Below are 20,486 nucleotides of genomic sequence, written 5' to 3'. Positions count from 1 at the left end.
TATCATGAACCAGTCGTTCAGCCCCCGCGACCTTGGCGCCCATGCGGCCGCCGACGATCTCTTCACGCCCGTCGATCCCACGGCCTTCAACGCCGTCTCGCCGCCGATCTTCCAGACCTCGCTCTTCACCTATGACAGCTACGAGGCAATGGAGGATGTCTTCGCCGGCCGGACGCGCAACTTCATCTATTCACGCGGCGACAATCCCACCGTCCGCGAATTCGAGCTGCTGGTCGCCCGTCTTGAGGGGGCCGAAGATGGACGCGCCTTTTCGAGCGGAACGGCCGCCATTACCTCGACCATTCTCAGCCTCGTGGAAGCGGGCGACCGTGTCGTCGCCGTCCGCCACCTCTATAATGACGTCTACCGCCTTCTCGTGAAGCTGCTCGGCAGGCTCGGCGTCACCGTGGATTTCGTCGATCCCTCCGATCATGACGAGGTGCGCAAGGCGCTGCCGGGCGCCAAGCTGCTCTATCTCGAAAACCCGTCGTCCTTCATCTTCGAGCTTCAGGACATCGTGGCGCTCGCGGCCATGGCGAAAGAGGCCGGTGTCATGACGATCATCGACAATAGCTGGGCGACACCGCTCTTCCAGAAGCCGATCCAGCACGGCGTCGATATCGTCATTCACGCCGCCTCGAAATATCTTGGCGGCCACAGCGATACGGTCGCCGGCGTCGTCGTCGGTACGAAGGAGGCGATCGCCAAGATCAACGCGACCTCCTATCCCTATGTCGGCGCCAAGCTCTCGCCGTTCGAGGCGTGGCTCCTGCTCCGCGGCATGCGCACGCTGCGCGTCCGGCTGAAGGAGCACGAGCGCAGCGGGCTTCTGCTCGCCGACCGGCTGAAACAGCATCCCGACATCGCCCGCGTTCGCCACCCGGCCTTTCAGGACCATCCGGGCCGGGCGACGCTGTCGGGTTATGCCGGGCTCTTCGCCTTCGACCTCACGCCCGACATCGATGTCGCGCGGTTCGTCAACGCGCTGCGCGAGATCCGCCTCGGCGTCAGCTGGGGAGGCCCGGAAACCCTTGTGGTTCCCGCCAAGGTCGCGCTGCAGATCCCCGACCGGATGACCACCTTCATCCGGTTCGGCGTGAGCGAACAGACGATACGTTTCGCCGTTGGGCTGGAAGAACCGGAACTGCTGTGGAACGATTTGCAGCAGGCGCTGCACGCCGCGAGACGGTAGGATCCCGACGAGATTCATGATCGGGGCTGGCGGGTTCGGTGACCGCCGAATGGCAATGCTGCTCCGCCGCCTTGATCATGAAATTGACGAGCGTCCTCGAGACGCCGAGTTCGGCCGCAATATCCTTCTGCGGCACGCCGTTCAGGCGGTGGCGGATGAAGGCGTCATTGGTCCGCTTCGGTAACCTCTCGAGCGAGGCAAGTACGTCGCGCAGCGTCTCGGCCGCTACGAGCTGATCGAGCACCGTGGGGATCGGCGCCGTGATCTCCTGCACCTGATCTATCGACCTATAGTTGTTCATCTGCTGACGCCTCCGGCGGCTCTCGTCAAGCGCGAGGTTATAAACCATCCGGAAGGCGTAACCGATCGGGCAACGAATGCCTTCGACGTTCACCCCGTAAGCCTTGATGACACCATCCTGAAATATATCCTCAGAATATGACCTTGATTTGACAACGCTTTCGATCGTTTTCAGGAGTTTGTCCTTGTTTTCGATCATCGCGTTGACAACCGCATTTCCGTTCACATCACGATGCGATGCTCGCATTGCCCTGTACCTTTTTTACAAATGGAAAATCAGGCTCTGTCGTTGCTGGTCGGTTCGGCCTCGGTGCTCCTTTTTGAACAAAGGTACACGATGTGATTGCAGTGTCTAATTTAAGGTGATAACAAGAGTCAAGTTTAAATCGGCCGACCGGAGACGAGAAAAAAATGGGACGGACAGTTGAGATCCTGACGGGCAAGGCGGAGCTCTGCCGATCGATCATGGGGGCCTTGCCTGACTGGTTTTCGGAACCCGAGGTCATCGAGGCGAGCGCAGAGGCGGTCGAAGATCTGCCGGTGTTCGGCTACGTCGAAGCGGATGTCGTCACCGCCATGATCGCGCTGAAGCCACATTTGCCCGGCGCCGTCGAGATCGCGCTGATCGCGACCCGCCCCGAATATCACGGCCACGGCGCCGGACGGCATCTCGTTGATGCGGCCGAACGTTTCGCCCATCAATCGGGCGCCCGGCTGCTGACGGTCAAGACGCTCGCGCCGCGCGGCCGCGACGAACCGCAATTCGAGGCGACGCGGCGCTTCTATGACCGGAACGGCTTCGTCAGAGCGGAGGTGTTTGCCAAGCTCTGGCATGAGGATCATCCGTGCCTCTTCATGGTCAAGCCGCTCGCCGGGCAACAGCCGAGCGAGACCGCGCTTTGAGACGACGGGACTTTCTTCTGGGCGCGCTGGCGATGGCGGGCGCGCCCACAATTGCGCGCGCGGGCGACAGCGGTGTCGTTTCGCTCGATTATGGATTGGCATCGACGATGCTGGCTCTCGGCAGCGTGCCGCGTGCGATCGCCTCGCTGCGGAACTGGCCGGAATGGGTTGTCGAGCCGTCCATGCCGCCAGGCGTCGTCGATGTCGGCACCACGTCGGAGATCAATCTCGAGGTCCTCACCAGCCTCCGGCCATCGCTCATCCTCAGCACGCCTTTCCTGGCCGCGCTGGATGAAAAGCTGTCCCGCATCGCGCCTGTCGCGACCTTCACCGTCTATGCCGAGAACGGCGATGCGCTCGACCGCTCCTATGCCGAAACGCGGCGTCTCGGCGCCATGATCGGGCGACAGCGGCAAGCGGAAGCATTTTTCGCCCGCGCCAATGAGACGTTCGACCGGTTGCGCGAGCGGGTGAAAATCCTGTCCGCACCGCCTGTCGCCGTCATCAACTTCATCGACCAGAGGCATGCGCGCATCTATGGCGGCCCCGGACTTTACGGCGGCGCGATGAGACGCATCGGCCTGGAGAATGCCTGGAAGGGCGAGGCCAGCTACTGGGGATTTCAGACGATCGGCCTGGAGCAGCTCGCCGAACTCGACGAAGAGGCGCACCTCGTCGTCGTGTCGCCGCTGCTTCCGCCCGATGTCCTGACCCGGCTTTCAGAAAGCCCGCTCTGGACCAGCCTCCCCTTCGTCCGGCGGCAGCGAATCTCGGTCGTTCCAGGCGTCCTGATGTTCGGAATGGTCCAGGAGGCGCTACGCTTTTCGACCCTGATGGTCGATGTTCTGGAGACTGCGGCCTGATGAAGCCTCAATATTCCCGCTTCGGCGCGCCGGCACTTGCGGCGCTGCTGCTGTTTTCAGGCCTGAGCCTCGCCGTCCTCGATCTCCTGCCGGCGCTGCCGCATCTGGAGGCGACCGGCGGTTACGACGCTCAGCACCTTCTGCTTCTCTATTCCACGCTGCCGCGCATGGCGACGGCGCTGATCACGGGTGCCGCCCTCGCGCTGTCGGGAACTATCCTGCAGCAGGTGTTACGCAATCCGCTGGTGTCGCCGACGACGCTCGGCGTCTCGGCGGGCGCCAATCTGGCGCTGGTTTCCGCCATGCTCACCTTTCCCTCACTGGCGGGATGGGGCCGAGACGCGGTCGCGCTGACGGGAAGTGCCGCTGCTGCCTTCGCCATCTTTTCGATCAGCGCCCGGCACGGCTTTTCGCCCTTTTCCCTCATCCTGTCGGGCATGATCATCGGCCTCTGGTGCGGCGCGGCGGCGGCGATCCTCATTCTGATGAACGATCAATATCTCTCAGGGATCTTCATCTGGGGCGCCGGCTCGCTCTCGCAGCAAAGCTGGGCGATCCCGCTGTCGCTGCTGCCGAAGGTGGCGCTGCTCGCCGCCCTTGCCCTTCTCGCCACGCGGCCGCTGGCGCTGAGCCAGCTCGGCGATGCCGGCGCAACCAGCCTCGGCCTGCCGATCAAATGGGCGCGGGGCTTCATCCTGGCGATCGCGATTGCGCTGAGCGCCCTCGTCACCAGCGCCGTCGGCGTCATCGGCTTCATCGGGCTGGTCGCCCCGCAGATCGTCCGGCTGGCCGGCGCCAGGCGCATCCTCAGCCAATTGATCTGGTCGCCCATCGCCGGCGCCGGCCTTCTCCTCCTGACGGACGAGGCCATCAAGCTTCTTGCTCCCGGCGATTTCGTGCCGACGGGCGCGGTGACGGCACTGCTCGGCGGGCCGATTCTGATTGCGCTTCTGCCACGCCTTGCGACAGCCTCGCGCACGTTGCCCGCCATGGCCTCGCCAGGGCTCGCGGTCAGCAGCAAAACGGCATCGCTTGTCCTGCTGCTCGCCTCGGTCGTCGCATTGGCAATAACCGCGATCTTCTTCGGCCGCGCACCCGACGGCGCCTGGGCCTGGCTGCCGGCCGCCTCATGGGACGACATCCTCCCCCTTCGCCTGCCGCGGGTCGCCGCGGCGTTCGGCGCCGGAACCGTGCTCGGCGTGACAGGGCTGATCCTGCAGCGACTGACCGGAAACGAAATGGCAAGCCCCGAGGTGCTCGGCGTATCGGCCGGAGCAACGCTCGGTGTCGCGGCTGCCATGTTCGCCTTTGCGGCGCCGGGACTCACCGTCCAGCTTGCCTTTGCCGGCGGCGGAGCGCTTGCCGTGCTGCTGCTGATCTTCCTGTTGAGCGTCCGTTCCGGCTTCGGCCCGAACCGCGTGCTGCTCGCCGGCATCGCCTTCGGCGCGATGCTCGATGCCGGGATCGGCGTCCTTGCCGCAAGCGGCGATCCCCGTGGCCTCGCGCTCATCCGCTGGATGGCGGGCTCGACCTATCTCGTCGACAATGCCGTTGCCGCAAGCGCCCTCTCGATTGCGCTTGCGTGCCTCATCGCGGCCTTTCTCGCCAGCCGGTGGCTTGCGCTGCTGCAACTCGGGCCGGAGGCAGCGAGCGAACTCGGCCTCAGGATCGTCCCCACCCGCGCGGCGCTGTTCGGGCTCTCTGCGATCATGACGGCAGCCGCGACACTGGTCGTCGGCCCCTTGAGCTTCATCGGCCTGATGGCGCCGCACCTCGCCCAAGGCCTCGGCCTTCGCCGCCCCTCCACCCAGCTCCTCGCCGCCACCCTCATCGGCGCGGCCCTGCTCGTCATCGCCGACTGGGCCGGCCGCATGGTCGCCTTCCCCTATCAGGTGCCAGCCGGCTTGATCTCGGCTCTGGTCGGAGCCCCGATGCTGCTGATCGTTCTGCGCCGGCGGCCTTAAGAAGCCGCCGCCTCCTATCCCGCCAATGCCACGGCATCTGCTCCTGCCGGGATGCGCAACGGAGAGGAAGGGTCGGTCGCCGCACGCCATACCGCCTCGGCCACGTCGACGACCTGTGTCAAGGCAGTTTCCGACTGCTGCTCCCAGGACGCGAACACGTCAGCGACGACCGACGAATAGGCTTCCGGGAAACCGCCCTGTTGTTGAATCCGTGAGCGCGCCGTATCGCCGAACCGCGTCTCCGGCGCCCGCCCCGGGAGAACGATTCTCACACGCACATTGAAGGGCTCGAGCTCGAGCGCGGCAGATTCGGTAAAAGCGTTCACCGCGGCTTTGCTGGCCGTATAGACCGAGAGGAGCGGAAGCGGCTTGAGCGTCACGGTTGACGTGACGTTGACGACGACCCCTTCCTGGCGCTCCCGCATCTGCGGCAGAACCGCCTGCGTCATCGCGATCGTTCCAAGCGTGTTCGTCTCAAAAATATCGCGAGCGATCTCCATCGGCGTTCCCTCAACCGCGTTGAGCCAGCCGATGCCGGCGTTGTTTACCAGCACATCGACAGGACCTGCGGCGTCAACCGCAGCGCGGATGCTTCCAGGACTGGTGACATCCAAAGCAACGATCGCAAGATTGTCCGAAGGCGGCAGAAGGTCTTGGCGCGGCGTGCGCATGGTGGCGATCACCTTCCAGCCCTGCGCGAGAAAGAACCTGGCAATTTCCAATCCAAAGCCTGATGAGCATCCTGTAACGAGAACGGTCTTCATATCTGTCTCCTATCTATGCTGACGGCTATAGATGTAGACGGCGATACCGCTACTGAATATCATGCGTAGTCCTTGTTTCATTATCAGGAGTATCGATGAGCGACCCTTTGGCGGATATGGTCACGCTGCTTCAGCCAGTTGCGCGCCATTCAAAACTCGTCAGCGGAGCAGGGACGTGGCGCGTTAAGCGCCAGGAGACAGGCCAGCCTTTCTACTGCGTCGTCGTGGAGGGTTCTTCGCGGCTGAGCGCCGAGGACGTTCAGATCATTCTGCGCGAAGGTGACTTCATCCTGATCCCGGCGGCCCATTCCTTCACGATGTCGAGCCTCGACGACGGATTATCGCCCGGCATCGATCCTCTCACCGTCACGATGCTCGCCGACGAAACCCGGCACGGCGACCCCGAAAGCGTCCCCAGTGCACGATTGCTTGTCGGCCATTTCGCCTTCGGCTCGCCCGATGCGGCCTTGCTGGTCTCTCTGCTGCCGCGGATCATCCATATCCGCGGCGACAGCAGACTTTCGGCGATCGTTCAGCTCGTCACGGACGAAGCCCGCGCCGAGCGGCCGGGAAAGAACATGATCCTGGCTCGATTGTTGGAAGTGCTGCTTGTCGAGGCGCTGCGCTCGAATGCGGGGGACAAAGCGCCGCTCGGAATCCTGCGGGGCTTGAGCGATGCACGCCTCTCGCTCGCCATTCGTCGGCTGCATGAAAACCCCGCCCGGGAATGGACGGTGGAGCAGCTTGCCGGCGAGGCGGCGCTATCGCGGTCTGCGTTTTTCAATCGCTTCCGCCGTGCTGTGGGCCTGGCGCCGATGGAATATCTGATATCGTGGCGCATGGCGCTGGCCAAAAATCTGCTGAGGCACGACGAGATCGGAATTCAGGAAATCGCCGAGCGCGTCGGCTATGGCTCCGCAAGTGCGTTTAGCACGGCATTTACCCGCTTTGTCGGATTGCCGCCGTCTCGATATGCCGAGCAGGCAAGAACCGTCTGATTCAATGCCGCCCGTCCGGCAACGGGCAGGCTTCACCGCAACCGCCGACGCCGGGCAGATTATAGCGCAGGCAACAGACTTTGCGGCGGGCGAATTCGAGTCCGCATTGCTGACGCGCAATGCGGATCATGCCGAACATCGGATTGCGCGCGCCGCCCGGCCAGTTCGGCTCTTCGAGCAGCGCCATGCCGCCTTCGACGAGTGCGGGCTCCTGGCGATGGGCGATCTCTTTCAGAATCCAAGAGAGATAGGTCGCGACATTGTTCCAGAGAAGCTTCGGCGCGACACCTGCATTGGCGGCGATCGCGGCGATGACGGGCTCGGCGTGGCCGAGCATCAGCCGATGAAGCTCGCCGGCCGGATCGGTCGTCGGCTCGGGACTGCCGAACATCACGAACGCTTCCGGCTCGCCTGTCAGTTCGTTGCAGACGAGCGAGAGCCGGCCGATCTCCATCGGCAGCGCGATGCGGTTGACGAACATATGGACGCTCGGCGCGATCGTCAGCATGCTGAAATAATAGAGCGTCCACATGGACACGATCGCGCGGCGATCACTGCCGGGGAACTTCTGGCCATAGCGGGCGATGATCTCGTCAAAGACGTCGCGCTCACCGAGATCGCTGCAGGGAACGAACAGGCCCGGCCGTGAGTGAGCACTGAGCAGCTTGCCGCGGCAATAGGAGAACGGGCCATCGCCGACCAGGCCATCGAGGTCAATGGCCTGGCGGGCGATAGAATGATCGGCGATCAAAGGACGCTCTGACGCCCCGTTCATCTTCACCGCCATGCCTACCACCGATACTTCAGGGTGCCGGTCATGTTGCGGCCTTGGCCGAGATAGCAAAAACCCTCTTCGCAAACCGTCTCGCGCTCATCGACGATGTTGCGGATGTTGAAGGCGGCTGTCAGGCCCTCATATTTCTTGTCGACCGCGCCAAAATCATAGGAGGCGGATGCATCGACATAGAAAGTTGCGGGATTCTTCGAGGTATTGGCGACATCCGTCCATGTCTCACTGATGTAGCGCACGCCGGCGCCAACCGACAGACCGTTGAACGGATTGCTTTCCTGGAAAGTGTAGTTCGCCCACAGGCTCGCAACATGGGTCGGGGTGATGGCCGGAGTGTTTCCGACGTTGTTGCCCCCGGTCACTTCGGAGTCGTTGTAGGTGTAGGCAGCAATGATATCGAGACCGTCGGCGATCGCCGCGCGGGCTTCAAGCTCGATACCCTTTCCGGTCACCTCGCCCTGGGAGTCATAGGCGAAGGTCAGCGGGTCGGCGAGCCTCGGCTTATTCTGCTCGACGATGTGATAGGCGACGGCCGAGAGCAGGATATCGGAGCCGGGAGGCTGGTACTTAACGCCGACCTCGTATTGCTCGCCCTTCGTCGGCGGAAGAATCGTGTTGGTTGCCGATCGGTTGGTGACCGGATCGAAGGAGGTCGCGTAGGAAACGAACGGCGCGATGCCGTTGTCGAAGAGGTAAAGCGCGCCGGCCTGTACCGAGAAGGCGTTCTTGTCGACATCCTCCGAGCTAACCGAGGGCAAGGTCGAATCTCGCGTCTGGTTCACCCAGGTCTGTCGGCCGCCGAGGTTAAAGCGCCAGTTTCCGACCTCGATCTGGTCCATGACGTATATGCCAAGCTGCCGCATGTCGGCATCGGAAGCCAAGAAATTATAGTCCGGCGTGGTGCCTGAGACTCCATAAGTCGGATTGGCGACATCGAAGTCGAATGCCGGATCGGCGGCTCCGAAGCCATAGCCAAAGCTCGACTGGAGATTGGTGTAGTCGAACCCAAACAGCATTGTATGCGCAAGCGAGCCTGTATCGAACTTCGCCTCGAGTTGATTGTCGACCTGAAAGACGTTCATTTCGTCGCGGATCGCGTTCGTGCCGCGATGCGCGACGGTCCCGGTCCAGCTGGTAACGCCGAGGTAACGGGCCTCCAGATCGAGATGCGAATAACGCAGGTTCTGCCGGAAGGTCAGGCCGTTGTCGAATTCATGCTCGAACTGGTAGCCGACCTGCTGCTGCTTGATTTTCTGGTGGTCATAGTCGGGATCGCTCGCCCTCAGATCCAGAATCCTGCCGTCCATAGTGGTGATCGCGCCGACATTGGCGTCGGTTTCGTCAGACTGCGCCAGGCCGTATAGCGTGAAGGTCGTGCCCTCGTCAGGCTTCCAGGTAAACGACGGCGCCAGGAAATAGCGGTCGTCGGCAATATCGAAATTGGTGTCGCCGCGGCGGGCGACGCCGACGATACGATAGAGGAAATCGTCCCTGCCTTCGCTGATCGGCCCGCCGAAATCGAACATCCCCTGCACCCGGTCTTTGGTGCCGTAGGTAATGCCGACTTCACGGATCGGCTCTTCGGTCGGAAGCTTCGAGATCTTGTTGACGAGGCCGCCTGGCGATCCGGAGCCGTAGAGAACGGATACCGGCCCCTTGATCACCTCGACGCGCTGCAGCTGATAGGGATCGGTGCGGAACATCCCGTAATTGATATAGGGCTGGCGCAATCCGTCACGATAATCGCCGACTGTCGTGGCATTGTAGCCGCGAATGTAGATCTGGTCGAAACGCGGATCGAAGCCGTTCGGCCCGGTGGTCACGCCGGCCGTATAACGCACCGCCTCGATGACCGACTGGGCACCGCGCTGCTCGATTTCCTTCTCCGTCGTCACCGAGATCGAACGCGGCGTCTCGACAAGCGGCGTGTAGATCTTGGTCGCGCCCGCGCTGTTCTTGGCGGTGACCGACGTCCGGTCGGTCTTGCTATCAGAGGCTGCACCTTGAATGACGATTGGCTCCAGTGTCGTCGCGGTGTCACCTGCGGAGGCGCTCTGGGCAGCAGCCGGCGATGCTGCAATGCCGATCAGGATGATTGCAGTCGTCGCACAAAGGCTATCTCTGTAAATTCGCGATACATTATTAGAAACATTCAAAAAAACACGCGCCATTGCTTGGTCCCTACGTCACGGATGCGGGCGGAACCTATGGAGCGAAGTGGAGCTTGTCAACATAAGATGATTATTTTAGTCACCTTTTATTCGATGATCTGCCTATCACGGCCATTCGCGAAGAGGTTGCACGCAGCATCGAGTTGGAAATGCTCACACGAAACATCTTCGATGCAGGCTCCGGCCGCGCCTCCTGTCCATTTCCGGATCCGTACTCAGTCGGCATAACATTCTCCCGCCCGGAGTAACGACCGAAGCAATACAGCATCAGGCGACCCTAGATTCTCTAGCGATCCTGATAGGGAGAGGAGTTTCCTATTGAGACAAATAAAAAATCTGGTTTACTGCCACTTCGCTTGTTGGCTTTCAGGGGGGATTTAGCCGATGGTGTGGACCCGCAGGAGTATTATGATCGGTGGATTGGCGTTGTGGGGGACCGGCGCCGTCGGCAAACCGGCAGGCGCCGCGGCAGCTTCTTATTTCGACGGCACAGCCGTCGACAACGGCGTGACCTTTCGCAGCACCAATTTCGCCAAAATCGACAAGCGCTGGCATCGCCAGGTCGTTAAATATTTCAGCAGCGAGCCGATCGGCACCGTTGTCGTCGATACCAGGCACCATTTTCTTTACGTGATCATGGAGAACAAGACCGCCATCCGCTATGGCGTCGGGGTCGGCCGCGAGGGCTTCAAATGGTTCGGTCGCGCCACCATCGACGCTAAATCGCTCTGGCCGCGCTGGACGCCGCCGCCGGAGATGCGCAAGCGCCATCCCGAACTGCCGCAATTCGTCTCGGGTGGCTCACCGAAGAACCCGCTTGGCCCCCGCGCCATGTATCTGCATCGCGACGGCGTCGATACCGGCTATCGGTTCCACGGCACGCTGGAGCCATGGAGCATCGGCAAGGACGCCTCCAGCGGCTGTATCCGCATGTTCAATGAAGACGCCATCGATCTTTATCAGCGCTGCCCCATTGGCACTGCTGTACAGGTTCTGCCGCATATTGCCGACCAGGCTGAGGGCGCCACTCAGGTTAGCGAAACAACTCCGGTCGAATGAGGAATATCACCCCTATGTCTGCGATGATCGGATACATCAAGCGCCTCGCTGGCGCAGCCATGCTCTTGGCGCTCGCCGCCTGCTCCACCACCGAGGTCGCCTCCCTGGAAGAACCGACGGCGGCGCCAATGACCGGCCAGACCAACGACCCCGCCCCCGGTTTCGAGAACGTCGCGCTGGGCAGCGAAGAGGATTTTATTCTCAATGTCGGCCGACGCATCTATTTCAAGCAGGACTCCGCCGCGCTCGATTCCGTCGCCATGGCCACCTTGGACAACCAGGCCGCCTGGCTCAACAGGAATCCGACCTGGCTGCTCAAGCTGCAGGGATTTGCCGATGATTCCGGCTCCGCTTCCAAAATGCAGACGCTCTCGCAGAAACGCGCCGATGCGGCGATGGCCTATCTGGTATCGAAGGGCGTAGACCCCAAGCGCATGTGGGCAAAGGGCTACGGCAACGACCGCGAAGTCCGCGACTGCACAGAGCGCTCCTGCAAGGTGCAGAACCGGCGCGTCGTCACCAATCTGCGCACCCAGCCGGATGCCGTCTGATCGCAGATGAACTTTCCGGGAGGGGCCGAACAAAGGCTGATTAGTACATGTATTGCACGCGCCCGTCGGAATGGTGGATGAGGCCGCGATGGACGGGCCGCACGAAGCGCGTAGTCCGAGGCATCGAGGACGAAACCCGCATGGGCGGTCCGGCTTGCCAAACTGCCGCCAGACCTTGCGCATGCCAGAGACCTGGAAGTTCTCATTGAACACCCGGCGTATCTCGATCTTCATCCGCGCCGGAAACACCTGTAATTTGACGGTCGTGCGATTGGAATGAGACCGGCTCAGCTTTAAAATAGCCGTGACAGCAATTAAAAGCCGTCGGGCATAGACTTTAACTTAGCCGAGAACTCGGTTAATGATAGCCGATGACAGATTCGCCGCCGAAAAAGCTGATTGAACGCAAAGCCCGACCGATCGTCGAAACCGCGCTGGCTGACACACGAGTCGTGCTCATTGCCGGTCCGCGACAAGCCGGAAAGACGACCCTTGCGCGACAGGTCTCTGGCTCCGATCGCCCGTTTATCACCCTCGACGATGTCGGTACGCTGAATGCAGCAAGGACTGATCCGATCGGCTTTATCCGAGGCATCAAACGGGCCGTTATCGACGAGGTGCAACGGGCGCCCGAACTGATACTTGCGATCAAGGAAAGCGTCGATCGCGATGACGAGCCCGGGCGTTTCTTGCTCACGGGTTCAGCCAATCTGGCCACCGTTCCGGCGATTGCAGATTCGCTCGCCGGCCGAATGGCCGTCGTCCCATTATTGCCATTTGCCCAATCTGAAATCCGATCCACCCCGGGTCGTCTGCTGGATAGGCTGTTCGCCGGCGAGGAGCCTTCCGCCGGGGAGGACACCGTCATTGGTGACGATCTGTTGTTGACGGTGCTACGGGGCGGCTATCCCGAAGCCTTGCGTCGGCCGACGGCCGGCCGACGGACTGCTTGGCTGGAAGATTATGTGAAATTGATCCTCGATCGCGACGTGCGTGATATCGCCAACATCGATCAGTTGGACCGGCTTCCGCGGCTGCTCGAGGTCCTGGCGGAGCACGCCGGACAATTGGTCAATCACAGCAGTTTCGGTGCAGCGCTCGGATTGTCGAGCATCACCGCACAGAAATATGTTGCTATCCTTGAGCGCCTCTTTCTGATCAGGACACTTGTTCCGTGGTCCAACAACCGCTTGAGCCGGCTCATCAAGACACCAAAGCTTCACTTTCTGGACACGGGCCTGCTTGCCACTTTGCGAGAGGATGAAGCGGATACGTTACGCGACAACAAAGGTCGCTTTGGCGCTCTGCTTGAAAGCTTCGTGGTTTCAGAACTGCTGAAGCTGGCGTCATGGTCAGACCGGCGCGTGTCCTTCTCCCACTACCGGACGAGAGACCAAGATGAAATCGATGTCATCATAGAGGATCGGCGCGGCCGGGTTGTTGGGATAGAAGTAAAGGCGTCGGCAACGGTGAAGTCTGACGATTTTCGCGGGTTGCGCCAGTTACAAGACGCGGTCGGCGATCGTTTCGTGCGAGGGCTCGTCTTACACGACCACGACCGAGTGACCCCATTCGGAGAAAAGCTACAAGCCGCCCCGCTATCACTTCTATGGACAATGTGAGCTGCGATCGAACAGCGCCGGGGGATCAGGGGCAGTTCATCAACTGTAGTATGTAACGGCACTTCGGAGCCATGATTCCTGGCCTTTGCGAGGAACACGAAATTGTAGTCGCTGGGTGTCCGATGCATGTCGGGCAATCTCGGTCGAAGCACGGGGCTTCCGAAGGTCTTCACAAGTCACTGCGGAGACGGACCGTGAGTGGCGAATGCTGATGGATAGAGCGGGCGCGAAACGCAACGATCTCGTCGCGGGTGAGAGTTCGAGGAAGAGCAAACTCGGTCCGCATCATTCGTACACAAGGGCCGGCCACATGGCGCCGGCCCCGGTTGACATGGAAGCCCTGTTCAGGATCGCGCCTCAGAAACCGCGGCTTCGTCGCGGAGCTTGCCTGACGACTTTGAAAATAGAGGCTTCGCCGCGTATTTCGCGCTGCTTCTGCGACGTTTCCTGATCTGCACGATAAATGGTTTTATCTGGGACGTCATCGAGAAGCTCTCCTTAAGCCACCTGACGCTCGGATTCGATCTGAAGAGGCGCCTGCTGAAAGGAGCCGTCCCCGATGGCGATCTTGCGCGGTTTCATGGCTTCGGGCACTTCACGCTTCAGCGCAATCGAGAGAATACCATTCGTCAGCGAGGCATTCTCGACCCTGACGTGATCGGCGAGTTCGAAGCGGCGTTCAAATGCGCGCCCGGCGATGCCGCGATGCAGATATTCGCCGTCCTTCGCTTCGGTCTTTTGCCCCTTCACCAGAAGGAGATTCCGCTCCTGCGTGATGTCAAGATCGCCTTCGGCGAAGCCTGCCACTGCCATCTCGATGCGATAATCGTCTTCGCCCGTCTTGACGATGTCATAGGGCGGCCAGGCATCAATCGCCTGCAGGCGCTGCGCATTGTTCAGGAGATTGAAGACACGGTCGAAGCCGATGCTGGACCGATAAAGGGGGGCGAAGTCAAGTTCGTTTCTCATAGCCATATCCTCCGTAAAGCAACATGGGTTGGAGACGCGTCGGAAACCTGCGTCTCCGCTCTGATCATCGGCCCGCTTTTGCGCTGCCGACTACGGTGATCTGGTTTCGCACGATTTTCGATTCAAGAGGAGAATCTAAAAATTTTCAGCCTGCTTTATCCGGCAGGCCCGAACGCCTCCTGAGCACTGTTTTCATTCAACTAAATCGATAGGTGCCTGGCCGTTCGACATCGGGATCATGCGCTCGACGGCGGCAGCACGTAGCCGGCTGGCGACGGCAGGTCGATCACGGATCTTGTGTCCGCGGCATTCGCTGCCAGGACCAGCTGATAACCACCCGGTTCGGCGCGGAAGGCGCCGGCCTCGATATCGAAATAGGCCAGATCGCGCGGCAGAACCTTCATAACGGCTGTGCCTGTTTCGCCGGGTTGCAGCGAGAGCTTTGTGAAGGCGCGCAGTTCCTTGTCCGGCCGTTCCACTTTGGCTAACGGCGAGCGTACATAGAGCTGGACCAGTTCCGAGCCTGGCCGGTCGCCTGTATTGGTGACGTCAATGCTGACGGTTATGCCTTCAGGATCCATTTCTCCTGCGGAGAGTCGCGGTTCGCCCCAACGGAAGCGGCTATAGCTAAGGCCGAAGCCGAAGGGGAAGAGCGGTTCGACGGCGCTAATATCGTGATGGCGGTAGCCGACGAAGACGCCTTCGGCATAGTGCACATGCCCATTCTTGCCGGGATAAACGGCAGGATCGCCTGTGATGGCGGAATTGTCGGCAAGCGCCTTCGGGAAGGTCTGCGGCAGGCGGCCGCCCGGCTCGGCTTCGCCGAACAACACGTCGGCGACGGCATTGCCGAGTTCCTGTCCGGGATACCACATCTGCAGCACGGCGCGGACCTTGCCGAGCCAGGGCATCTCAATGGGACCGCCGGTCTGCAGCACGACGACGGTGTTGGCGTTGGCGGCGGCAACCTTCTCGATCAGCTCCTCCTGCCGCCCCGGCAGCCGCATGTCGGGCAGATCCAGCCCTTCCGTGTCCCACTCGCCGTCGCGACCGACGAAGAGCAGCGCGACATCGGCATTGCGGGCCGTTTCGACGGCGACTTCGATATCGGCCGCGCCGAGCGGCTTTTCGACGCCGAAGCGGACGGCGATGAGGTTGATGCCCTCCTCGCTCGCCTTGGACGGCTCGTATTCGACGGTGATTTCGTAAGACCGGCCCGCTTCGAGCGTCACGGTGCCGCGCTGTTCGTCATTGGCTGTGCCGAAATAATTCTCGCCGCGCGTCCAGCCGTCATGGCCATCGACCGTGAGCTCACCATCGACGAAGAGCCGCGCCAGCCCGGCATTGGTCATGCCGAAGACATGTTCGCCGCTCTCCTCCGGCGCATACTGCATCACCATCCGGGCCGAAAAATCGGCGGGATCGAGTTCGCCCGACGGCAGCTCGAACCAGAAGAATTCGCCCTTGTCGACGGTCTCGACATGAAGCGGATCGCCCTTGCAGCCGCGTCCCTTGAAATATTCGACGGTGATCTTCCCCTTGAACACGTCGATCAACCGGTTGTGGCGGCAGCCGACGGCGTGGCTGATGCTGTTGGCATTGGAAAGGGCGGCGCGAATGCCTTCGAGCGGGCTCACCGTGTAATGCGCGGCGATCTGCGCGCTGCCTCCGCCCATGACGCGGGCGCTCGCCGCATTCGGTCCGATGACGGCGATCCGGTCGAGCGAGGTCTTGGCGAGTGGCAGGATGCCGTCATTCTTGAGGAGCACCGCGCCTTCGGCGCCGAGACGGCGGATCAACGCCCGGTCTTCCGGCAAGTCAACCGCCCGCTCCGTAAGATCGGGTTTGCTCTTAAATGCCCCGACCCGCTCGAGCAGCAGCAACATGCGCCGTGCCGCCGCCCGCACGGTCGCTGCTTCCACCTTGCCCTCGCGCACGGCCGCAAGCAATTTCTCGCCGCGATCGCGCGCCGGGCCTGGCATTTCGAGATCGAGGCCGGCATTGATCGTCTCGGCCGTCGAATGCGAACCGAACCAGTCAGACATGACGATGCCGTCGAAGCCCCATTCCTCGCGCAGGACCTTGGTCAGCAGCCAGTGATGTTCGCTCGTATAGGTGCCGTTGAGCCGGTTATAGGAGGACATGACGGCCATGACGCCGGCGCGGCGCACCGCCTGCTCGAAGGGCGGGAGATAGATTTCGCGCAGCGTCCGCTCGTCAATATCGGACGACATGGTCTGCCGCTCGATCTCGGATTCATTGCCGGCGAAGTGTTTTATGGTGGCCGCGATCCCCTCGCCCTGAACGCCCTCGATATAGGCGACGGCGAGTTCCGATGTCAGCATCGGATCTTCGGAATAACATTCGAAATTGCGGCCGTTGAGGCCGGAGCGGTGGATATTGACCGTCGGCGCGAGCAGCACGGCCGCTCCCTTGCTCTTGGCCTGGCGCGCAAGAGCAACCCCCATCTGCCTGACGAGATCGGGATTCCAGCTGGCGCCGAGCGCGATAGCGACGGGAAAGCAGGTCGCCTTGACACCGGCGACCAGCGAGCCCGCGCCGCGCGCGCCATTCGGCCCATCCGTCACCTTGATCTTCGGCACGCCAAGTCGCTCGACGGGCACGGTCGTCCAGAAATCGGCGCCTGACAGCAGGGAGACCTGCTCTTCGAGCGTCATCCTGTCGAGAATGGAATCGATCATGCAAACCTCCCAAAAAGACCGCGAGCATCGCACCTGTTAAACCTACCGATTACTCGGTATTTTTAAGATGTCAAGCTGACGGACCTGATGTAAGAAGGAAGCAGAGGAGATATCGGCCGGAGCATTGCGGATCGGCGCATTGTATTTAAAAGAGGCCGATGGGAGAAACGATGGCAGAGCAGAAGGTGGAACAGGACGAGAAGCGACGGCGCCGTTCGCGCAAGGGAGAAGAGCGCCGCGCAGAGATCCTGGCGGCGGCGATGCGGCGCTTTGCCGAAGACGGCTATCAGAATGCCGCAATCGGCGATATCGCTCAGGATGTCGGCCTGTCGCTGCCCGGCCTGTTGCACCATTTTCCGACCAAGGTCGATTTGCTGCTCGCGATCCTCGCCAAGCGCGATCTCGATAGCGCCGATTTCGTCGGACACTATCGCTCCGATCTTAGCGGCCTGCTGAAAGGCATGGTCGAAATCTTCCGCCGCAACGCCGGAATGATCGAGGTTGTCAGGGCCTTCGCAATCTTAAATGCCGAAAGCCTGATGAAGGACCACCCCGCCAAGGCGTGGTTTCTGGATCGCGCCACGGAGATGCAGAAGGATATCGCTGCCACCTTCGAGCGGGCGATCGCCGATTGCGCGATCGACAAAGGGATCGACAGCAAGGCCATGGCGGCCGAGCTGATCGCCGTGATGGACGGCCTGCAGATGCTCTGGCTGCGCGATCCCGATCGCTTCGATATGGTTGGCGGTCTGGAAGCCTATGTCGGTCGGTTGCTGGCAAGCCTCGGCCTGGAGGACTGAACTCGCTCTTAATCGAAGCGCGTCAGCCAGATCATGATGCGGCTGACAGCTTCGTGGTATCGTTGCCCGACCAGCAAGCCCGTATGCGTTGTGCCCCAGAGACCGAGATACTCGCCGCCGATATGCCGGGCCGTTGCTCGGCCTCGCCGGTCGCCGGTTTCATCACTGACGGCCGAGATGACAAGGCTGGGGCAGGCGATCTTGCCGCCGTCGATGGAAATCCCCTCTGCACCGAAATGAAAGGAAAAGGCGCCGAAGGCTCTGCCGGATTCCATGGAGAGGTACTTCCGCTGAAAGGCGATATCCTCGGGTGTTTCATCGGCGCTGGATTGCTCGTCGCGCACCGGCGCGGGAACGACGAGGCCGGGTATCTCGGGCGCAAGATCCTGATATGGCACCTCGTCATGCACCTGCCTGGAGATGCTGGAATCGATCAGCACCAGCCCCGCAATCCCGACGTTTTCGGCTAGCTTCTGGCTGAGGATTCCGCCCATGCTGAATCCGATCACAATAGGAGCGGCGGCACATTCCCCAGCGATTGCGGAAATAGCCTCACGAATGTCGTCCAGATAGTGCTCGAATTCGACCGTCGTAAAATCCACCGATCTGCTTTTGTAGTGGCCGCGCAGATTGATGCAGTAGGAGTCCCATCCCGCCGCCATGAAGTGCGGAATATATTTGCTCCACATCCAGCTGCCGGTGAAGGCGCCATGGACAAAGAGCAGGGGCGGTCGCCCGGTCTCATCCGGGCGACAGTTCCCAGGAAAGATTTCCAGAAACAGGTCGTTCTCTCCGACATATCTGCCCATGTGCTCCGGCAATTCTCTTGCATAGTCCCGCATGCCATCCACTCCTTCATCCCGACCCATCCTTCCGGCTATCGAGACAAAGGATATTTGTTACGCAATGTTGATCAATTCCCGCGCGTGGACTTACATAAAGGACAAAATGTCTCCAATCGGATTTTGCTATGGATAGTTTCGCGAGCGTCTTCGCCTTCGTTCATGCGGCCGAACAGCAGAGTTATGTCGCAGCCGCGCGCATTGCCGGCGTCTCGCCGTCCGCGATTGGAAAGGCGGTGGCGCGTCTGGAAAGCCGGCTCGGCGTGCGGCTCTTCAACCGGACGACCCGCAGCACCAGCCTGACCGAGGAAGGGTCTGTCCTTTACGAGCGCTACAAGCGCATCATCGACGATATGCAGGACGCGGAGGCAACCCTGTCGAAAAGCCGGGAAAGCCCGAGGGGGCGCCTGCGCGTCAGCGTCCCGCATATCGTCGGGCATCATCTGCTGATGCCGATGCTGACGGCCTTTGCCGAGCGCTTCCCGGAGATCGAGCTGGATGTGGATTTCGAAGACAGGGTCGTAGACCTGATTACGGAGGGTCTTGATGTCGTGGTGCGCAGCGGCGAGCTTGCCGATGCGCGGCTGATCGCCCGCCCTCTCGGCGATCAGCACTTCGTCGTGTGCGGCAGCCCCGATTATTTCGAGCGCCATGGACGGCCTGAGACGCCGGGCGATCTTTTCAGGCATGCCTGCATTCACTTCAAATACCCGTCCAGCGGCCGCGTCGCGCCCTGGGCATTCAGCACGCCGTACGAGCGGCTGCTTCTGCCGAAAAGCCTGACATTCAACAACACGGATGCAGGGCTGCGGGCAGCACAGGATGGTTTGGGCCTCGCGCATGTGCCCGTCTATGTCGCGCAGTCAGCCCTTCGGGCGGGGACGCTCACCCCCGCCCTCACCTCCTTCATGGTGCCCTTCGGCTCACTCTCGCTCGTCTGGCCGTCGAACCGCCAGCTTTCGCGGAAGGTCCGCGCTTTCGTGGATTTCGTCGTCGAAAACTGTGCCGCCCGACCCGACGCTTTTCGGCCGGCGGCCAGCCTGGCGCGCTGATCTTGCTCATCACGCTGGAGGCTTTGATGCTCAGCCACAGTTCCAGCTTGATCTTGGACCTGCCGATGCGGTCGATGATGATGACGTTTGCGGGATGCGTGAATCTGCCGTCTCCAGCCAGCGGTCTGCCGAAAAATACGCCCTGGTTTTTGCCTGCGAACCTGGAGCCGCCTTGAGGCCAAGAGCGAAATTATAGCTGTTTTCGCGGCCGGCTTCGCGCGTGAAGCTGAGGTAAGAGCCGAATCGTTCGGTTTCGACATGGCGAAGGTTTCGGATCGACGCAAGCGCATCTTCAAAATCTCGCCAGCACGCCTGCTTCACAATGATCTCGAAAATGCGCAGCACTTCAGGGGCAAGAAGTCCCTCAGGATCAATCTTCGGTCCGACGATCTTGGCACGGATCTCAACAATATTACCCGTCTCATCTCCACGAACCCTGAGGAAGGTCGAGCTGAGCGGCCGCGCCTCGTCCCGTTCATAGATGCGCTGAAAATAACATTCATAATCGCGATTGCGCATCGATGCGGCTTTCCATTCACTGACCTCGATGCCCGCCTCCCGAAGCGCGCCGCATATATTGGCGCCTGAGACCAGCCACGTCCGCAGAAACTGACTTGCCAAGTCGAGCTTCGGCAGCTCGATCAGATGCCGCGATATCGATATCGTCGGACGAGGAGACGACGCAGCCGGATCAGGGCGGACGATTAGGCGTGAGGAAGGGGCAGCCTTGTTGGGCGCTCGCTTTTCAAAATCTTCGGTCGGAGCTTCGGCTCGGCGGATGTCAAGGTAAGAAACTGCGATAGTTGCAACAAGCAGGGCGAGTACCGATAGCGCTGGCCCACGTAACGAGCGGCGGTTGCTCAGCAACGGGAACTTCCAGCCCTGGTATGGGCTGTCGCTAGAAGAACCGGCTGCTGAGAACAATTTATTCACTGCGTTGCCTC

18 protein-coding genes and 1 pseudogene are annotated in these 20,486 nt (G+C 61.2%); 10 read left to right on the top strand and 9 right to left on the bottom strand.

Annotated features, from left to right (window positions below):
* The first annotated feature begins 4 nt into the window (after window positions 1-4).
* Window positions 5-1,192: a PLP-dependent transferase gene (locus QWJ46_RS23420; protein WP_302754157.1), complete on the top strand. Its 1,188-nt coding sequence runs from the start codon at window positions 5-7 to the stop codon at window positions 1,190-1,192.
* Here QWJ46_RS23420 and QWJ46_RS23415 read toward each other — a convergent pair.
* The gene (locus QWJ46_RS23415; protein ID WP_302754156.1) at window positions 1,083-1,739 is read right to left on the bottom strand and encodes a sigma-70 family RNA polymerase sigma factor; all 657 of its coding nucleotides are present in this window, start codon (window positions 1,737-1,739) and stop codon (window positions 1,083-1,085) included. The two genes, QWJ46_RS23420 and QWJ46_RS23415, sit on opposite strands and share 110 nt — an antisense overlap.
* Window positions 1,740-1,903: 164 nt before the next feature.
* Here QWJ46_RS23415 and QWJ46_RS23410 point away from each other — a divergent pair, with 164 nt between their 5' ends.
* Genes QWJ46_RS23410 through fhuB form a run of 3 tightly spaced genes read left to right on the top strand, consistent with a single transcriptional unit; the run spans window position 1,904 to window position 5,222 of the window.
* Complete coding sequence (locus QWJ46_RS23410; protein WP_302754155.1) at window positions 1,904-2,395, top strand: GNAT family N-acetyltransferase; 492 nt, start codon at window positions 1,904-1,906, stop codon at window positions 2,393-2,395.
* 32 nt (window positions 2,396-2,427) lie between these two features.
* The gene (locus QWJ46_RS23405; RefSeq protein ID WP_302754215.1) at window positions 2,428-3,258 is read left to right on the top strand and encodes an iron-siderophore ABC transporter substrate-binding protein; all 831 of its coding nucleotides are present in this window, start codon (window positions 2,428-2,430) and stop codon (window positions 3,256-3,258) included.
* Window positions 3,258-5,222: a Fe(3+)-hydroxamate ABC transporter permease FhuB gene (fhuB, locus tag QWJ46_RS23400; RefSeq protein WP_302754154.1), complete on the top strand. Its 1,965-nt coding sequence runs from the start codon at window positions 3,258-3,260 to the stop codon at window positions 5,220-5,222. Before QWJ46_RS23405 ends, fhuB begins: the two co-directional genes overlap by 1 nt.
* A 14-nt stretch (window positions 5,223-5,236) precedes the next feature.
* Here the strand turns inward: fhuB and QWJ46_RS23395 are convergent, their stop codons facing one another.
* On the bottom strand, window positions 5,237-5,986 hold the full coding sequence (locus QWJ46_RS23395) for an SDR family oxidoreductase (protein ID WP_184459182.1): 750 nt from the start codon (window positions 5,984-5,986) through the stop codon (window positions 5,237-5,239).
* A 95-nt stretch (window positions 5,987-6,081) separates the two neighbouring features.
* On the opposite strand from QWJ46_RS23395, the gene QWJ46_RS23390 reads away from it, so the two are divergent.
* Window positions 6,082-6,984 (top strand): AraC family transcriptional regulator, encoded by a 903-nt coding sequence (locus tag QWJ46_RS23390; protein ID WP_302754153.1) that lies wholly within the window; start codon window positions 6,082-6,084, stop codon window positions 6,982-6,984.
* 1 nt (window position 6,985) lies between these two features.
* Here the strand turns inward: QWJ46_RS23390 and fhuF are convergent, their stop codons facing one another.
* Together fhuF and QWJ46_RS23380 are read right to left on the bottom strand one after the other, a co-directional pair.
* Window positions 6,986-7,771 (bottom strand): siderophore-iron reductase FhuF, encoded by a 786-nt coding sequence (fhuF, locus tag QWJ46_RS23385; protein ID WP_302754152.1) that lies wholly within the window; start codon window positions 7,769-7,771, stop codon window positions 6,986-6,988.
* Between the two features lie 2 nt (window positions 7,772-7,773).
* Window positions 7,774-9,945, bottom strand: a complete 2,172-nt coding sequence (locus QWJ46_RS23380; RefSeq protein WP_302754151.1) for a TonB-dependent siderophore receptor — start codon at window positions 9,943-9,945, stop codon at window positions 7,774-7,776.
* Window positions 9,946-10,329: 384 nt separating this feature from the next.
* Between QWJ46_RS23380 and QWJ46_RS23375 the strand changes: the two genes are divergently transcribed.
* Window positions 10,330-11,004, top strand: coding sequence for a L,D-transpeptidase (locus QWJ46_RS23375; RefSeq protein WP_184459186.1), 675 nt, complete (start codon window positions 10,330-10,332; stop codon window positions 11,002-11,004).
* A gap of 14 nt (window positions 11,005-11,018) precedes the next feature.
* The gene (locus QWJ46_RS23370) at window positions 11,019-11,555 is read left to right on the top strand and encodes an OmpA family protein (RefSeq protein ID WP_302754150.1); all 537 of its coding nucleotides are present in this window, start codon (window positions 11,019-11,021) and stop codon (window positions 11,553-11,555) included.
* A 46-nt stretch (window positions 11,556-11,601) separates the two neighbouring features.
* Here the strand turns inward: QWJ46_RS23370 and QWJ46_RS23365 are convergent.
* Window positions 11,602-11,795, bottom strand: a pseudogene (locus tag QWJ46_RS23365) (hypothetical protein); the annotation flags it as partial.
* Window positions 11,796-11,926: 131 nt separating this feature from the next.
* On the opposite strand from QWJ46_RS23365, the gene QWJ46_RS23360 reads away from it, so the two are divergent.
* The gene (locus tag QWJ46_RS23360; protein WP_302754149.1) at window positions 11,927-13,177 is read left to right on the top strand and encodes an ATP-binding protein; all 1,251 of its coding nucleotides are present in this window, start codon (window positions 11,927-11,929) and stop codon (window positions 13,175-13,177) included.
* 498 nt (window positions 13,178-13,675) lie between these two features.
* Here QWJ46_RS23360 and QWJ46_RS23355 read toward each other — a convergent pair whose 3' ends face one another.
* Window positions 13,676-14,146, bottom strand: a complete 471-nt coding sequence (locus tag QWJ46_RS23355; protein WP_302754148.1) for an Hsp20 family protein — start codon at window positions 14,144-14,146, stop codon at window positions 13,676-13,678.
* A gap of 236 nt (window positions 14,147-14,382) precedes the next feature.
* Window positions 14,383-16,848 (bottom strand): beta-glucosidase, encoded by a 2,466-nt coding sequence (locus tag QWJ46_RS23350; RefSeq protein WP_302754147.1) that lies wholly within the window; start codon window positions 16,846-16,848, stop codon window positions 14,383-14,385.
* 170 nt (window positions 16,849-17,018) lie between these two features.
* On the opposite strand from QWJ46_RS23350, the gene QWJ46_RS23345 reads away from it, so the two are divergent.
* A complete protein-coding gene (locus tag QWJ46_RS23345) occupies window positions 17,019-17,648 on the top strand; it encodes a TetR/AcrR family transcriptional regulator (RefSeq protein WP_302754146.1) in 630 nt (209 codons plus the stop codon).
* An 8-nt stretch (window positions 17,649-17,656) separates the two neighbouring features.
* Here QWJ46_RS23345 and QWJ46_RS23340 read toward each other — a convergent pair whose 3' ends face one another.
* The gene (locus QWJ46_RS23340; protein ID WP_302754145.1) at window positions 17,657-18,490 is read right to left on the bottom strand and encodes an alpha/beta fold hydrolase; all 834 of its coding nucleotides are present in this window, start codon (window positions 18,488-18,490) and stop codon (window positions 17,657-17,659) included.
* A gap of 128 nt (window positions 18,491-18,618) precedes the next feature.
* Here QWJ46_RS23340 and QWJ46_RS23335 point away from each other — a divergent pair, with 128 nt between their 5' ends.
* Window positions 18,619-19,542, top strand: coding sequence for a LysR family transcriptional regulator (locus QWJ46_RS23335; RefSeq protein ID WP_302754144.1), 924 nt, complete (start codon window positions 18,619-18,621; stop codon window positions 19,540-19,542).
* A gap of 30 nt (window positions 19,543-19,572) precedes the next feature.
* Here QWJ46_RS23335 and QWJ46_RS23330 read toward each other — a convergent pair whose 3' ends face one another.
* Window positions 19,573-20,466 (bottom strand): DUF6030 family protein, encoded by an 894-nt coding sequence (locus tag QWJ46_RS23330; RefSeq protein ID WP_368046099.1) that lies wholly within the window; start codon window positions 20,464-20,466, stop codon window positions 19,573-19,575.
* Window positions 20,467-20,486 lie beyond the last annotated feature (20 nt).

It is taken from the genome of Rhizobium sp. CBN3 (assembly GCF_030518245.1).
Classification (GTDB): Bacteria; Pseudomonadota; Alphaproteobacteria; order Rhizobiales; family Rhizobiaceae; genus Rhizobium; species Rhizobium aethiopicum_A.
The sequence above is the reverse complement of the archived record's forward strand: the minus strand, read 5'-3'. Positions and strand labels throughout refer to the sequence as shown.